The 15,892-nt window shown below is 60.2% G+C and carries 13 protein-coding genes; 4 read left to right on the top strand and 9 right to left on the bottom strand.

The features are described from left to right. Position 1: 1 nt before the first annotated feature. Genes Thiofri_RS12790 through Thiofri_RS12750 form a run of 9 tightly spaced genes read right to left on the bottom strand, consistent with a single transcriptional unit; the run spans position 2 to position 8,589 of the window. Entirely contained in the window at positions 2-391 is a 390-nt protein-coding gene (locus tag Thiofri_RS12790) for a type II toxin-antitoxin system VapC family toxin (protein ID WP_009149688.1), read from the bottom strand. Next, positions 388-612 carry a hypothetical protein gene (locus tag Thiofri_RS12785; protein WP_009149687.1) on the bottom strand — a complete coding sequence of 75 codons (225 nt, stop codon included), beginning with the start codon at positions 610-612 and terminating at the stop codon, positions 388-390. The genes Thiofri_RS12790 and Thiofri_RS12785 overlap by 4 nt, the downstream gene beginning before the upstream one ends. A 13-nt stretch (positions 613-625) precedes the next feature. Continuing rightward, a complete protein-coding gene (locus Thiofri_RS12780; RefSeq protein WP_009149686.1) occupies positions 626-2,527 on the bottom strand; it encodes an Eco57I restriction-modification methylase domain-containing protein in 1,902 nt (633 codons plus the stop codon). Between the two features lie 32 nt (positions 2,528-2,559). Further along, positions 2,560-2,829, bottom strand: coding sequence for a type II toxin-antitoxin system RelE family toxin (locus Thiofri_RS12775; RefSeq protein ID WP_009149684.1), 270 nt, complete (start codon positions 2,827-2,829; stop codon positions 2,560-2,562). Continuing rightward, positions 2,813-3,040: a type II toxin-antitoxin system RelB family antitoxin gene (gene relB / locus Thiofri_RS12770; protein WP_009149683.1), complete on the bottom strand. Its 228-nt coding sequence runs from the start codon at positions 3,038-3,040 to the stop codon at positions 2,813-2,815. The genes Thiofri_RS12775 and relB overlap by 17 nt, the downstream gene beginning before the upstream one ends. A gap of 32 nt (positions 3,041-3,072) precedes the next feature. Further along, positions 3,073-6,699: a BREX system P-loop protein BrxC gene (brxC, locus tag Thiofri_RS12765; RefSeq protein WP_009149681.1), complete on the bottom strand. Its 3,627-nt coding sequence runs from the start codon at positions 6,697-6,699 to the stop codon at positions 3,073-3,075. Between the two features lie 21 nt (positions 6,700-6,720). Beyond that, positions 6,721-7,317 carry a BREX protein BrxB domain-containing protein gene (locus Thiofri_RS12760; protein ID WP_009149680.1) on the bottom strand — a complete coding sequence of 199 codons (597 nt, stop codon included), beginning with the start codon at positions 7,315-7,317 and terminating at the stop codon, positions 6,721-6,723. Then, complete coding sequence (locus tag Thiofri_RS12755) at positions 7,283-8,083, bottom strand: BrxA family protein (RefSeq protein ID WP_009149678.1); 801 nt, start codon at positions 8,081-8,083, stop codon at positions 7,283-7,285. Before Thiofri_RS12755 ends, Thiofri_RS12760 begins: the two co-directional genes overlap by 35 nt. After that, positions 8,083-8,589: a BrxE family protein gene (locus tag Thiofri_RS12750; RefSeq protein WP_009149676.1), complete on the bottom strand. Its 507-nt coding sequence runs from the start codon at positions 8,587-8,589 to the stop codon at positions 8,083-8,085. Before Thiofri_RS12750 ends, Thiofri_RS12755 begins: the two co-directional genes overlap by 1 nt. Positions 8,590-8,875: 286 nt before the next feature. Between Thiofri_RS12750 and Thiofri_RS12745 the strand changes: the two genes are divergently transcribed. From Thiofri_RS12745 to Thiofri_RS12730, 4 genes are all read left to right on the top strand, one after another. Next, positions 8,876-12,322, top strand: a complete 3,447-nt coding sequence (locus Thiofri_RS12745) for an acyl-[ACP]--phospholipid O-acyltransferase (protein ID WP_009149673.1) — start codon at positions 8,876-8,878, stop codon at positions 12,320-12,322. A 146-nt stretch (positions 12,323-12,468) separates the two neighbouring features. After that, on the top strand, positions 12,469-13,509 hold the full coding sequence (locus Thiofri_RS12740) for a TRAP transporter substrate-binding protein (protein WP_086014228.1): 1,041 nt from the start codon (positions 12,469-12,471) through the stop codon (positions 13,507-13,509). Positions 13,510-13,579: 70 nt separating this feature from the next. Continuing rightward, positions 13,580-14,182 carry a TRAP transporter small permease gene (locus tag Thiofri_RS12735; protein WP_009149669.1) on the top strand — a complete coding sequence of 201 codons (603 nt, stop codon included), beginning with the start codon at positions 13,580-13,582 and terminating at the stop codon, positions 14,180-14,182. Continuing rightward, complete coding sequence (locus Thiofri_RS12730) at positions 14,179-15,579, top strand: TRAP transporter large permease (protein ID WP_009149667.1); 1,401 nt, start codon at positions 14,179-14,181, stop codon at positions 15,577-15,579. Before Thiofri_RS12735 ends, Thiofri_RS12730 begins: the two co-directional genes overlap by 4 nt. Positions 15,580-15,892: the final 313 nt, after the last annotated feature.

Below are 15,892 nucleotides of genomic sequence, written 5' to 3'. Positions count from 1 at the left end.
GTTACAACAGTCGGCCTTGCAGTTCGTGATAGAGCGTGAATTTTCCATCTGCCGAGATCAGCGTCGCCTCATGCGCCAGGGTGGTGGCAATGATGAGGCGATCCTGTGGGTCGCGGTGATGCTCAGGAAGTTGCGCGGCGATCCGGGCAATCTCCGGGGTGATCGCCAGCAGCCTGATGCCGGAGCCATTCAATGCCTTGTCAAACCAAGAGTCCAGAGGCTCGGATAGCTCGACGCGACCATGTTGTACCAGCCAGGCCACTTCGAAGCAGGAAATCGCCGCAACACCCAACTGATCTGCGGCGGTGATTTTTTCCCGCCATCGCTGTTTCAGTTGGCGATCATCCCGCGTGATCCACCACAGCCAGATGTGGGTATCCAGCACGATCATTGAGGCAGATCCCAATCCTGCTCGGGAGCCGATGCGAAAATATCACCATGGATCCGCACACTTCCGGCAAGATCGGGATGCGGCTGGCGCGTTTCCGGCACAGCGTTCTCTTCATCGAGGGCCAGCACGATGACTTCAACCCGCCGATGGTTGAAGCTTTCAGGTAACTGAATCAAGAGAGTGCCATGATCGACACGACCAAGAACGCGTTGCGCTTGCATCAGAGTGCTCCCATCAGGTTTTGACTAAACAATAGGCCGCTGCTTCCACCATGGCGTCATCCATCACGCCATGGCCCAGATCGGCCATGACCTCCGGCTCGGCCAGCCCCAGCACCACAGCCTCGCGCCACTTCTGAAAGCTGGAGAGAAAGAAACAGGTGCGCGAGGTGATGGCCCCGAGCCGACCGCCGGGGCGCAGCAGCTCCAGTCCACGTTCGACCATGACCGCGAGCAAGTCGTTCTTGCTGCGCGGATAGGCCTTGCCCAACCGCTCCTTGGTGCCGGCGGCGAGCGCGCCGAAGGGCGGATTCATCACCACCACGTCGAACGTTTGGCGGCACAGGTCGATCAGGCGCAAGCCGGCCAGGGCATCCTGGGCAAATAGCCGCCCTTGATAGCTGGATTGCGCGGCTTGGGCCAAGTCCGTCAGGGCGCAGCGCAGACGCTCCTCGGCTTGTTGCCACTGGGCCAGGTCGGCGTCGCGAAACATCGGGCCATGCTCGCCATAAACGGCGCGGATCAACGCCGGCAAGGCGCGCTCGGCCCGGAGCAGCACGCCCAGCTCGGGCAGTCCCTCAAGCAGTTGCAGGGTGTGCTCGAACAGCTCGGCGTCCAGGTGATCCAGTTGCCCGGCCAGTTGCGCGCGCAACTCGGGTTCCGCCGGCGGCGCGATGGCGGCGAGCACTTGGCCGCGACCGATCAGCGGGCGGTCGTTGGCTTTGATGCCGGCTTCGTGCCAGGCGCGCTGCGCGCGCAGCCACAGCGCCAGCGAGGCGATCTGCGCGGCGCGCGGGTCGATGTCCACACCATAGAGGTTATGCTCGATGATCAGGCGCGGGATGTCATGCTGAAAGGCGGCTTCATCGGCATAGGTTTGGCTCAGCGGCTTGAGCGCAGCAGCGGGCGCGGTGGAACTGTCCAGTGAGCCGGGGCCGTGTGCTTGTTCCCAGTCCCAGGCTTCGCGGTAGATCTCGACAAACAGATCGAAGGCATAGAGACCGAAGTGCATAGAACCGCAGGCCGGATCGAGCCATTTCAAGCTGCGCGGGTCGCGCGGTTTGGTGGCGGGCTTGGGTGGTTCATCGGGCTTGACCAGCAGGTAGCGGCACGCGTCGCGCAGACGGGTCTTGCCGCCGGTGGCGTTGAACCACAGTCGGCCGAGGGTGTTGTCGGTGAGAAACTCAACCACATAGCGCGGGGTAAAAAACTGGTTGCGCACTGCCAGTTCGCGGGAGTTGCGTGGCGCAGCCGACTCGGCGCGCATGTTCTTGCGCTCGTCCGGGTCGTTGTAATACTGGTAGATCCAACCGATGGTTTCGTCTTCGGCCCACAGCCAGGCGATGTCCGGATGATTGATGGCGTCGAGCAGTTCGAGCAAGACCGAGTCCTTGGGAAACAGCAGACCTTGCGGGCTGTGGCGGTCGAAGAGGACGGCGAGATCCTGGCTGAACTCATCGAACAGGCTGAACAGATACTGGCGATAGGTCGCACCGACCTCGCCCAAGGCGGCACCGGCCACCATTTGATACAACTGAAAGCCTTGGGAGGCTTGCCCCTGGGCGAGGGATTCGAGCACGACGGCGCGCGCTTCGGCCATGCGCAGGGCGGCGAGGCGGTTGAGCAGGGTAAAGGCTTGTTCGCGAACCATTCGCTCCAGCACCTGTTGGAGGCGGTTCTGGTCGTTCTTGCCGGGGGTGACCGCCAGGTAGTGGTGCAGGGTCTCGCGCAGGGTGGTGGCCGTTTGGAACTGCTGGTTGTCGAGGTGACCCAAGGCGGCCATGTCGGCCACAGTCCCGGTCTTGGGGTCCATGCCGTAGGTGGCCTGCAATTGGCGGGTGAATTCTTCACTGAGCAAACGGCGTGCACGGGAGACGAATTTCTGCAGCGCGTTGCGGGTGGCTTTGTCGAAGGCCATGCGGGTTGTTCCTTAGTCTGCTATCGCGTCAATCAAGATACACGATAAACTTTGCTTCTGTGTCCGATCAGCACGACGAGGATCACCATTTTGCCGTCTTCGAGCGTGCAAACAGCGCGATAGTCACCAACGCGATAGCGCCACAGCCCTCCAAGGGGACCGCTTAGGCGTTTTCCACGACTTTTCGGGTTCTCCAGCCGGCCAACCTCGTCCAGGTAATCGACGATTTTCCGTGCAGTGGTCCGGTCGATTTTCTTAAGACTTCGCTTGGCTGTGTCGGTGTAGTTAATCGTCCAGGCCAAGGTCTTTTCTCACGTCAGCCGCCGAGTGGATTGGCTCCAAGCCCTGTCTGACGCGTTCCAAAGTCGCCGAGGCCATTTCGTAGTCTTCGGCATCCTCAATCCCGCTCTCGATGAGTTCACGCAAGTAATCCGTTTTCGAGCGCCCAGTCCGCGCCGCTAGAACACCAAGGCGCTGTTCGGTTTCTGGTGCGAGTTGGATCAAGGTGGGCATGGGTTACTCCAAACGTGAATACATGGAACAAATTATTGTTCCATGTGCAGTTGCAATTCAAATTCGGCGGCGTACTTGAGTTCGCCGCGCAGTTGCTGCAAGTCCCTGATTAGCTGGTCCAGATCTTGGATGCTGGTGATGCGCGGTTGTAAGGCCTGCTGACGACAGATGGTCGTTTGACCGTCTTTGACGGCCTGTTCCTGTTCTTCGCGCAGGCGATCCTGCAGGATCTTCTGGCCGCGTTGCTGGATGCGGCGCTTGATGTCTTGGACTTCGTTCTGGATGCTGTAGTCCTGATTGATCAGGTCGCGCAGGCCGGTGAGATCCTCGCTCGCGGTGGTGGCCAGGTTTTGTAAATCCGCCAGGGCGTTGTTCTGGTCCTGGTGGCTGAGCGCCGGCCATTCCGGCAGGCGGCGCAGATCGTCCTCGGCGTCAAGCAGGCGCTGGGCCTGGTCTTGTTGCATGAGCTTGACGGCATCGCGCACCTGGGTGTGGAGTTCGGTGAGGCCGCTGGCGAATTCGGTGGCGTATTTGGCGAAGTCGGGATGCTGGAGCCGCTGCTCCAGGTCGGCGATCGGTTCGCTGAGGGCCTGGCGCAGTTGGCCGGGGGTGCCGTTGTTGGGCAGGCCGCTGATCTCTTGCAGGTGGCGGCGCAGGTCGTGCAGGGTCGTCTCCAGACCCTGCGCCATGGCCTGCTTGAGGCTCCGCGCCCACTCCAGGCTGTCAAACAGAACAGAGGTTTCCGCGCCCAGGCGTTGCACCGCGTCGGAGGCATCGGTGGCCAGCACGTCTTTGATGTCGCTGGCCAGTTGCTCAAGCCGGTCGGCGCCGGGGAGGTCGAGCGTGCGCAGCGTGCCGGCCAGGGGGGCGAACTGGTGTTGCAGGTCGGGAAACAGCTTGGCGGCAGTCTTGCTGATGATGTCTTCCAGCGGGACGATGGTGTCGCCCGCCAGGCTGGTGAGGCGCCCGGCCGCGCGCGCCAGCATCTCCATGGGGGGCTTGTTGTCACGCAGGCTGATCCCCACCGATTTGAAGCTGTTGTTGGTCTTGAGGGCGTCGATGGCCTGCTGGCCGTTGACGGTGATCTCGCGCCCGGCCAGTTTGAGCTTGATCTCGCCGGCCACCAACAGGGCGGCGACCAGGTAGCGCAGGGTGTCCGGTGACCAGCCGAAGGGGGCATCGGCGAAGAGGTCGCTGAGGCGCTTGCCTTCCAGGCTGCCCTGGCGCTCGATCTGGTCCTTGATGCTGGTGAGGGCTTTGTGCTGGACATCGATGCTGCCCTGGCCGCCCTGAAGTTTCACCAACCCCAAGGGATCGATCTGGGTGGTCATGCCGGTCAGGTTGCCCTGGCGCAGGAACTTCTCGGCCAAGTCGGTACTGACCCGGATCGGCGCCTCGGCATGCCGGTCGAACACCTGCGCGGCCACCTGGGCGAGGTGCTTGCGGGCGGCTTCGATGAGATCCTGGTTGAAGCTGTCTACCGCGCTCAGTTCACCCCGGAAGATGAAGGATCCCTTGATCAGGCTGTTGCTCATCTGGCGCCCGAGTTCATTGATGAGTCGGGCGGCTCGGTCACTTTGCGCGCCGCAATAGTCTTTGACTTCCTGATCCGGGTCGTTGCGATATTTGTTGACGATTTCCCGGCTGCGAACAATCTCTGCAATCAACTCGTCCATTTCCGGCGTCGTGCGCCCGAGCAGGAAGATGGTTTGCTTGGCGGTCTTCTGCCGGCTGTCGTCGGTCAGGCGGGTCTTGGCGGTCTCGACCTCGGTGGGGGCGACCAGTTCGACCAGGGTCTGGATGGGGTTGCGCTCGCCGGCCAGGCTGGCCGGGATGCCGCTGGCGGCCTGCGCCTTCAGGCCGGTTTGCACGGAGAAGGTGTTGTTGAGTTGGGTGGACGGGAGGGGGTTGTAGGTTTCTTTCAGCGCTTCGTTGTGAATGCGGCGCAGTTCGATGGCGCGCAGGGGGATCTTGGCGCGTTCCTGCTCGATCTCGTTGAGTTTTTCGCTGTGGAAGGCCAGGACGCCGTCTTTCTCCCCCATGGGGACGATCGCGTCCTTGATCAGGTCCTCGATGGCTGCGTCAATGTGGTCTTTGCGGGCGGGCGAGGCCACGCTCGGATGCATCAGGCTGGCGACGTTCTGGCGGGAGATGGGCAGATTGCCGAGGATTTGCAAGACGCAGACGCTCTTGCCGATCTGTTGGTGCAGCTCGGAATCGGGGAAGCGGATCTTGACCTTGCCAACCGCCAGGTGCCAGGACACGAAGGCGCGGCGGATGTCGCGCTCCAGGGCGTCGAACAGGGTCACGGTGGTAGCCAGCCAGCCCAGAGGTTGGTTGGCGATAGGGGTTTTGCCGTCCGGCCCTTCGACCAGAATGTCTTGGATCACCTTGATGGCCGAGCGCAGACCGATGCCGCCGGTGGACTTGGCCAGGGCGCCTAAGAGGTGGAGCAGGATGTCGAAATGCGCGGGCAGGAAGGGATAGAGGTCGATGAAGGTCTGGCGATCAAAGTCGGCCCCGTAGGCGCGCGCGTCTTCGAGCTTGGTGTGGTGGCGCAGGCTCTGGCCGTGTTGGTCGAACAGCCGGCCCACTTCTGCCTCGCCGGTGGGCGACTTGCCGAGCAGGCGGTTGGTGCAGATCTCTTTGATGTCGCTGGCTTCCAGGTCGATCTGGATGGGAAAGCGATCCTTGAGCTTGAACAGTTGCTGGGAGTTGAGCGCGGCGCTGGCATCGTCCTCGGTCAGGCGCTGCTGGGCGGTGCCGATGAACAACACCTTGCCGTTGCCGATGGCCTTGAGGTTCTTGCCCAGGCCGTCGAGGTTGAGAATCAGATTTTGCCGCGAGCCGACGTACTGTCCGACCTCGTCGACGACAAAGATGATGTAGTCGCGGCCGCTGGCCTCGCGGGCAATATCGATCATCTCCGCTACGCGATCATTCTCGAAGCGGATGATTGCGCTGGTTTCGGTGCTGAAGGCGCTCGGGCTGTGGAACAGGTTCGGGTACAGGCGGTGGGCGAGTTCCGGCATGACGCTGTCCACCACCAGGTCATCATTGCGGTAATCCGCCCAGGCTTGACCTTGGGTCAGTTCGCTGAACAGACGCAGAAATTCCTCGTGGCGGCCGTCTTTTTGGGCGCGGCGCTCGAAGGCGGCCACCTTGAGATTGCGCGAATAGCCGCCCCACTGGAGCACCTTGTAGTAGAGGACGGTGGAGACTTCTTCCATGGTGGCACCGGCGACCTGCTCGCTGGCGAGATCCAGCATCAGCACGGCGGCGGGGTATTTCTTGGCCACCGCCGCCAAGCGCGCTTTGGTGGTGCTTTTTTTCAGGCGATTTTGCAGGTGGTGCAGAAAGGGAATGCCGTCGATGGTGACGCGATCATCGAATGCCAGGCCCAGGTACTTGGTAAAGGAACTTTTCCCCGAGCCGTAGAAGCCAGACACCCAGATGCCGACCTCGTTCTCGCCACCGGCCTCCATGGCGGCTTCCATCTTGTCGAGCAGCCGCCCAAGCTGATCTTCGATACTCTCGGTGACGACGTATTCGGAAATCTCCGCCTTCAGACGGGTCTCTTGCGAGACACCATAGGTAATGACCTTCTCGATGGTGCGATAGATGTCTTTGTTGCTGTCAAAGAGTGCTTTGATTTCCATGAGCGTCTTCTCGATGAAAAATTAACCGCCAACGTGCACTGAACGATAGTTGCCATCTTCTGGATAAAAGCCGAGAAACTTCAGGCGAGTTTTGCCGGTACGAACTCCGGGATAGAAAAAAATAGTGGGGACGGTGAAGCGGCCCAGTAAATGCCCCTCAATGGAGCCAATGCGCAGGTAAGGGTGCAGGGCTTCGAGATCCGTGACCAGCAGAATGGCGTTTTTGTTGCCCTCAATGCTTGCCAGCTTTTGCTCAAGCCGGGCTGGCAAGGCGGCGTTCTTGGTCAGGGCGCCGGCTAAGGCGTTGTTGGTCTTGCTCCATTCCAAGGGGGCCTTGGCATCCTGGTTTTTCCACAGGTTGCGGATGAATTCCGGTTGTTCATCCAGGATGGCTTGAATGGCCTGGGTGATGGAAAAGCGATGGACCTCCCAGCCGTCGTTGACGAGTCGGGCCTCCCAGGCTGGCATCTGGCGCTTGACCTCAAGCAGAGCCTGGGGCGAGAACACCAGGTAGAAGATGGGCTCAAAACTTGCGTGGGCAAAGTCGCGCCCGGCTTTGATGCGGTGCATGAGTTCATCGAAATCAGCCTTGATTGATGACAGGGGCAGCGATGACACGGGTCACGTCCTCCATGTTCGGCAGCAGCCAAGTGATGCGAGTGGTTCCGGCGGCGGATTGAATGATCCACCAGCCGTTGCTGGCCAGACGCTTCAACTCGTCTCGAACATCGCCAGGCTCCAGCCCGAATAATCCCCAGAGTTGGTGGTTCAGCACCGCGTTGTCGCTCAGCCCGGCAAAGCGTAGATGGTAGGCGAAAAACAGCACGGTGGTCGACTGGATACGAACCGGTTGGATGCTTCGGGTGGCCGAACGTCCCGCCGAAAGCAGGCCAAAGTCCGCGCAACAGCCGAGCAGGTAGCCCGAGACCCGGCGAATGGTGGATTCTGACCAGGGCGTTCGGGTTTTGCCGTCCCTGACGGCGTTCTGGACAAAGTCTGTTGCGTCGGCTTTGTTGAGGTCAGAGCGTCCCGCACTGTAGCTTGGCCAATAGATGTCGCGAATAAAGTCGGCCAGAATCCGATTGGCCTGTGCGGTAAAGACCAGCAACAATGGCACGAGCTGATGGGTTGGTAACACCTCGGCCAGCGGTTTGAGGTACATCGCGACCTCATGCTTGAGATACCTCGGGCCGAAACATTCGACCACGATGTTGCGTAACCGTCTGGCCGACACCAGCGGAAATTGGCCAGAACGCAGCGCCGCTTCGCAGAGTTGTGCACTGTTCATGCCTGGCTGGTACAGCCCCAGCAATAACTTGGTCTCTTCCACCATGCCCAGACCGGCCTGGAGTTGAGTGGTATAAAAGACTGGCTCCCCGGGCATCAGTTGGCTTTCAGGTAGGGGAAGCGCTGATAGCCTTTCGTGTAGGCCGCTTGGTAGTGTCCCGCGCAGCGCTGCATCAGTGGATTGAGTTGATCAGTATCGAATGCCCCAACCAGAACCGGGCCTTCTGCCGGTTCATTGGTTGTTTCGGCCAATTCGGCCAGCCGGGCGAGAGTTGACTCCGTGGAGGTCAGGCGTGGCTTGACGCTGGCAGCGAACTCGGGGGCAGAGACAGCCTGGGCCATGGATTGCTCCAGACCTTCGGGCAGACGGTAAAGATGGTAATGGCGACCGATGCCGACGCGCTCATCATGCACAATTCGGGCAGCCTCACAAAGTCCATGATACTGAGCGAGCAGGGTGGTGCGAGGGAAAACCGGCTGGAGGAAGGCATCACTGGTGGTTGCCAGAAAACTGCTGGGCCACCAGTCGTGCTGCGACTTCTCACCAAGAAAGCCGACGAGAAGACGAAGTTCAGCGATTGCCGACGGGAGACTGCGGGTCATTGGTCGAGGTCCTTATTTGACGCCCTGATTCGATGCATGTCAGTGTTCGGCGATCATCGAGGTTTGCCTTGTGCGGCTTAATCTTGACGCCCAACCGAGCGACTGCCAGCATACCTCAAGATGTTTTTTGGGGGAGCATCAAGATGCGAACCATCCTGACGCTATTTTGACTTTATTGTGTATGTTAATCCGCTGATGAAGACCTGACAAGTCGCTGGGCGCCGTTCCATCAGGGCAGAACGGTGTCTTCTGATGGACAGTCTCTTGCCCGCACTGGAGCTTGAACATGGGTCGCTTATTTCGCATCGGTGGCTTTTTTTCTTATGTGCTGATGATCTTTCTGAATGCCTTTGTTGATCTTGGGCATAAGATCATTATTCAAAATACCCTGTTCAAGACCTACGACGGGGATACGCAGATTGCGCTGACGGCCATTGTGAATGCGCTGATTCTGCTGCCTTTTGTGCTGTTATTTACGCCCTCTGGCTTCATCGCGGACCGCTTCGCGAAGCAGAAGGTGATGCGCATCAGTGCCTGGGTGGCGGTGGCCTGCACTCTGGCGATCACGCTGTTTTATTACATGGGCTGGTTTGTCGCCGCTTTTGCGATGACCTTTTTGCTCGCGGCTCAGAGTGCCTTTTACTCGCCGGCCAAGTACGGCTATATCAAAGAACTGGTGGGCAAGGAGGCGCTGGGCGAGGCCAATGGCTGGGTGCAGGCGACCACTACCACGGCGATTCTGGCGGGGATTTTTTTCTTTTCCATCCTGTTTGAGGGGCGACTGGCTGGGCAGACGCATGCTGATCCCGGCGCGGTCATGCATCTGATCGCACCGCTCGGCTGGGTGCTAGTGGCCTGCTCGCTGGCGGAGCTCTTCATGGCCTACCGGTTGCCGCAGAAGGCGACGGGCAACGCCATCCGCTTCAACTGGGGCACCTATCTGAGCGCGCGTTATTTGCGCGATAACCTAAGGGCAGCCTGGGACAATCAGGTCATCTGGCTGTCCATCGTCGGCCTGGCGGTGTTCTGGTCCATCTCTCAAGTGGTGCTGGCGGTGTTTCCGGCCTTTGCCAAGGAGACGCTGGGGGAGACCAACACTGTGGTCATTCAGGGGCTGCTGGCCTGCTCCGGGATTGGCATTATCCTCGGCTCCTATCTGGCCGGGCGGGTATCGCGTCATCATATCGAGACCGCGCTCATCCCCATCGGCGCTATCGGCATCGCAGTGTCGCTTTTCGTGCTGCCGGGGCTGGACTCGGCTCTGGCGCATGGGCTGAATTTCATGGCGCTGGGCTTTCTGGGCGGGCTCTTTCTGGTGCCGCTCAATGCGCTTATTCAGTTTAATGCCGGGGAGCATGGGCTGGGGCGTGTGCTGGCGGCGAATAATTTTATTCAAAACCTGCTAATGCTTGCCTTTCTTGGCCTCACCGTGGGTGCGGCCTATCTACAGCTTGGCAGCTTGGTGTTGTTGTTCGCGCTGGCCGTGGTCGCGGTGCTGGGCGCCCTTTACACTGTCTACCAGTTACCCCAGTCCCTGCTGCGCTTTGTAATTGCGCGCCTGATGCAGACCCGCTATCGGTTGAATGTGATCGGCTTGTCCAACCTGCCGGCTCAGGGCGGCGTGCTGCTGCTGGGTAACCATGTGAGCTGGATTGACTGGGCCATGGTGCAGATGGCGAGCCCGCGGCCGGTGCGTTTTGTGATGGAGCGCAATCTTTACGAGCGCTGGTATCTGCGCCGCTTTCTGGACTTTTTCGGCGTGGTGCCCATCTCGCGCGGGGCCAGTCGGCAGGCCATCACGGCGGTGACCGAATTGCTCGATGCCGGCGAGGTGGTTTGTCTGTTCCCTGAAGGCACGCTGAGCAAGACCGGTCAGCTCAATGAGTTTAAGCGCGGCTTCGAGCGTGCTGCTCAGGCCGCAGGGCAGGGTGTGATTCTGCCGTTTTATCAGCGCGGTCTCTGGGGGAGTCGCTTTTCTTACGCCAGCGCCAAGCTGAAGACCGACCGCCGCAAGGAGCGCGTGCAAGAGATCATTGTTGCCTTTGGCCAGCCTTTGGCGTTGAACGCAACGGCCGAGCAGGTCAAGCAGGCGGTGTTTGAGCTGTCGGTCACCTCCTGGCGCAGCTATGTCGAGACTCTCGAGCCGGTGCCATTGGCTTGGCTGCGCGCGGCGAAACGCGAGTTGGGGGCGACGGCGATTATCGAGTCAACTGGCGCGCGCCTGTCCAATCGGCGGCTTATTACGGCGGTGATGCTGTTTGCGGCGCGCATTAAGCGGTTGGATGAGGCGCCGGCGCTCGGTATTCTGCTGCCGGCGAGCAGTGCCGGAGCCATTGCGAATCTGGCCGGGTTGCTGGCCGGCAAGACAGTGGTCAATCTCAATTACACTGCGAGTGCAGAGGCCTTGCGCGCTGGGGTTGAGCAGGCCGGACTGCAAGATGTGATCACCGCCGAGCGGTTTTTGCGCAAGCTCGAGCAGCGCGGGATTGACCTGCGCGGGGCTCTGCCCGAGGTGCGTTTTCATGCGCTGGAGGAGATGCGCGCCAGTATTGGCAAGTTGTCTGCCTTGGGCGCCTTGGTGCTGGCGAGTCTGTTGCCCGCGCGCGCTTTGCTGAGGCTCGTCGGGCGCATGAGCACGGCCGATCAGACCGCCGCCATTTTGTTCTCGAGCGGCAGCGAGGGGCGCCCGAAAGGCGTTGAGCTGACCCATCGCAATATTCGCGCAAACACGCGCCAAATCGCCGATGTGCTCAATACCGAGCGCAGCGATGTGGTGCTGTCCAATCTGCCGCTGTTCCATGCTTTCGGGCTCACGGCCACGACCTTCATGCCGCTGCTTGAGGGCGTGCCCATGGTCTGTCATCCCGACCCAACCGATGCTGTGGGCAGTGCCAAGGCCATCGCCCGCTATCGCGCCACTGTGCTGTGCAGCACCTCGACCTTCCTGCGGCTGCATACCCGCAATAAGCGCATTCATCCGCTGATGTTGCAGTCTCTGCGGGTGGTGGTCTCAGGGGCAGAGCGCCTGAGTCCGGATGTGCGCGATGCTTTCGAGCTGAAATTTCACAAAACCGTCTACGAGGGTTACGGCGCCACCGAGACCACGCCCGTGGCCAGCGTGAATGTGCCGGATGCCCTGGATACCATGAGCTGGAAGCTGCAAAGCGGCTCGCGCCCCGGTACCGTGGGCCTGCCGCTGCCGGGGACCAGCTTCCGGGTTGTCGACCCCGAGACGCTCAAGCCGCTGCCGCCGGGTGAGGATGGCTTGATCCTGATTGGCGGTGTGCAGGTGATGAAGGGCTATCTGGCTGATCCGGACAAAACCGCAGCGGTTGTGGTCGAGCTTGACGGGTTGCGCTGGTACAAGACCGGCGATAAGGGCCATCTGGATGCCGATGGCTTCCTGACCATTGTTGATCGCTATTCGCGCTTTGCGAAACTGGGTGGGGAGATGATCAGCCTGAGCGCGGTGGAGGATCAGGTGCGCCGGGCGCTCGCGCGGCCGGAGTTGGAAGTGGCCGCTGTGAATCTGCCGGATGAACGCAAGGGCGAGCGAATCCTGCTCTTGGTGGCCGATGAGATCAATGCCGATGATTTGCGCAAGACGCTGATGGGCACAGGCATGAATCCGCTCGCGATTCCGTCCGATGTCTTGCGGGTTGCCGCGATTCCCAAACTTGGCAGCGGCAAAACCGACTTTGGCGCTGCCCGGCAACTCGCGCTGGCGGGCTGAGTGAATGTCGGGTTGCGATTTCATGACAAAAAGATGGCACAATGTTCGGGCTTGACGGAGTCATCATGCGACCGGGCGCGGCTCCGCTGCCCGATTCTCAAAATAACCCGGTATTTTTCATTCCCGATTCGAGCGAGGTTAGAAGCATGATTCAGGACAACAGTCCCAGCACCCGCCGCCCGCGTGGTATCGCGCGCTCCGCCCTGGCCCTGGTTTTTGGTGCCTCAGTGGCATTTGCTGCCATGGCCGCGACGGCCGCGGACGACCCCATCGTGATCAAGTTTGCCCATGTGGTGGCGGAAAATACGCCCAAGGGAAAAATGGCCAATAAGTTCAAGGCGCTGGTGGAGGAAAAGCTTGGCGATCAAGTGGTGGTCGAGGTCTATCCGAACTCCCAGTTGTTCGGTGATGACAAGGTGCTCGAGGCGATGTTGCTCGGAGACGTGCAGATGGCCGCTCCGGCGCTGTCGAAGTTCAGCCGCTACACCGACGTGCTGGCGCTCTATGATCTGCCTTTCTTGTTCCAGGATCTGGACGCGGTTGATCGCTTTCAGCAGAGCGAGGATGGCCAAGCCATGCTTTCTGCGATGTCAGACAAGGGGCTGCTCGGCCTTGGCTATCTGCACAATGGTATGAAGCAACTCTCGGCCAGCACGCCGTTGCGGGTGCCGGAGGATGCGTCGGGGCTGAAGTTCCGCATCATGGCCTCCGAAGTGCTCGAAATGCAGTTCAAGGCCGTTGATGCCGCGCCCATTAAAAAGCCCTTCTCCGAGGTCTTCACCCTGTTGCAGACCAAGGCCATCGACGGACAGGAAAATACCTGGTCGAACATCTACTCCAAGAAATTCTACGAGGTTCAACCCTATATCACCGAGTCCAACCACGGGCTGCTTGACTATATGGTGGTGACTTCCGATGAGTTCTGGAGTGGCTTGCCAGATGATGTGCGCGAGCAGGTCAAGGCTGCGCTCGACGAGGCCCTGGTCTACGGCAACCAGATCGCGCGTGACAAGGCGGTGGAAGACAAGCAGAAAATCGCCGAGTCTGGTCGCTCCGAGATCATCGAGCTGACACCAGAGGAACGTGCCCAGTGGGTGGAGGTGATGAAGCCCGTCTGGGGCCAGTTTGAGGAAGAAATTGGTGCCGAGTTGATCGAAGAGGCTTATAGCGCGAATCAGGCTGACTGATTCCTGCGTGACCGGGGCCGCGTGCGCGGCCCCGAGGTTTCCTGCCGGCGCACTGACAAGGTGATCCAAATTGCGTGCACTTCTTCGTCTCCTGAATCAACTCGAGGAAGCGGTCATCGCCCTGCTGCTGGTGACCATGACGTTGCTGGTGTTCTTCGAGGTGGTGCTGCGCTATGGCTTCAGTACCGGCTTGACCTGGGGCCAGGAGGGCACGCTCTATCTCTCGGCTTGGTTCGTGCTTTTTGGGGTGTCCTATGGGCTCAAGGTGGGTGCCCATATTGCAGTGGATTTTTTTGTGCGCCTGCTGCCGCCGCTGGCGCAACGCCTGTTGAGCCTGGTTGCCGTGACTCTGGCGCTGGTTTACTGCGGACTGTTCATCTACGGTGGCTGGATCTATCTGGCCAAGATGCAAAAAATAGGCATTGAGCTCGAAGACATCCCGGTACCAACCTGGGTGGCGGATGGCATTCTGGTGGTCGGATTTGGCATGTTGTCCGCGCGGCTGCTGATACTGTTCTGGAAGATCGCGCGCGGCGAGACAACTGGTTTTGGTCATCATGACGAGGCTGAGGACAGCCTGGAACTGGCTGCGGCGATCCGGAATCAGGCGAGCCAGAATCAGGCGAGCCAGCATCAAGCAGGCCAGAATCAAGTGGAAGGGCAGGGCGCATGACCACGGTTGCACTTTTTCTGCTGCTGTTCGGTTGCCTGCTGATCGGCATGCCGATCGCCTTGGCGCTGGGCTTCTCGAGCATTGTCACCATCCTTCTGTTCTCGAGCGATTCGCTGGCGTCGATTGCGCTCAAGCTGTTGGAGTCCCTGTCGGCGCACTACACCCTGCTGGCTATCCCGTTTTTTATTCTCTCCTCGCAGTTTCTGTCCACTGGTGGCGTGGCCAAGCGGTTGATCCGCTTTGCCGTGGCGGCGGTCGGGCATATTCGCGGGGGCCTGGCCATGGCCTCGGTGCTGGCCTGCATGCTCTTTGCCGCAGTGTCGGGCTCTTCTCCAGCCACAGTCGCTGCCATTGGCAGCATTGTGATCGTCGGCATGGTGAAATCCGGTTATCCCAAGAGCTTTGCTGCGGGGGTCATCACCAACGCCGGCACGCTGGGGATTCTGATCCCGCCCTCCATCGTGATGCTGGTTTATGCGGCGGCGACTGAAGTCTCTGCCGCGCGCATGTTCATGGCCGGCTTTGTCCCTGGTCTGATGATGGGCCTTATTTTGATGATTGCGATTTACATTGTCGCGCGCATCAAAGACTTGCCGGCGCAGCCATGGCCTGGGTTCAGAGAGGCATTGTCCTCCGGCTTTAGCGCCTCGGGCGGTATTTTGCTGATTGTGATTGTGCTCGGGTCGATCTACGGCGGCATCGCGAGCCCGACCGAAGCCGCCGCTGTTTCTGCGGTCTATGCTTTTTGGGTGGCGGTGATTGGCTATCGCGATATGGGGCCGCTCAAGGGTATCCCTTGGCGGCAGGCGGGCGAAGGTGTGGGCCGCATGCTGTGGCGCAACAGCTATCAGGTCACGTTAGCCTTCCCGCGCTGCGTGCGCGATCCGGAAGTGCGCAAGGTGGTGATGGACGCCGCCCGCGTCAGCATCATGCTGCTGTTCATCATTGCCAATGCCATGCTGTTTGCCCATGTGCTGACAACTGAGCGCATTCCACATCAGATCGCCGAGACCATCGTCGCCTGGGGGCTGGCACCCTGGATGTTCCTGATCGTGGTGAACATTCTGCTGCTGATGGCGGGCAACTTCATGGAACCATCCGCCATTTTGCTGATCATGGCGCCCATTTTGTTCCCGATCGCGGTGGAGCTGGGGATTGACCCAATCCATCTGGGCATCATCATGGTGGTGAACATGGAGATTGGAATGCTGACCCCGCCAGTCGGGCTCAATCTGTTCGTCACCGCCGGCATCACCGGCGAGTCCATCGGCTGGGTAATCCGCTCGGTGCTGCCCTGGATGCTGCTCCTGCTCGGCTTCCTGCTGCTGATCACCTATGTGCCGCAGATTTCGCTCTTTTTGCCGGAATATCTCGACAAACTTCAGGGGTATCGCTGAAGGCCGCGCTGGACGATGGCGTGATGGTTTTCGAGTAGTTTCCGAGTGGATTTTGGAGGGGCTTTTTGGGCGCTTCCAAGATCACTGTCGAGGCGGGGTACTTTCGGCCGAGCCGATCAGTCGCCTTGGATCATGTCCCGGATCAGCCGTGGCGTAGGTCACGGCATTCGACACGCCTTGAGTAACCTCGGTGTCTGAGTCAGCTCAGGAATTCCAGCCCGATTTCCAGCTTGCTTCGCGGCTTTGGCCGCGCTGAGTATTTGCGATGGGCGGGATCGCCCCGGTGCTTGCTCGACAAGACAGCCTCACGTCA

It is taken from the genome of Thiorhodovibrio frisius (genome assembly GCF_033954835.1).
Taxonomy (GTDB): domain Bacteria; phylum Pseudomonadota; class Gammaproteobacteria; order Chromatiales; family Chromatiaceae; genus Thiorhodovibrio; species Thiorhodovibrio frisius.
Note: the sequence above shows the minus strand (reverse complement) of the source record. Positions and strands in the feature narration are given on the sequence as shown.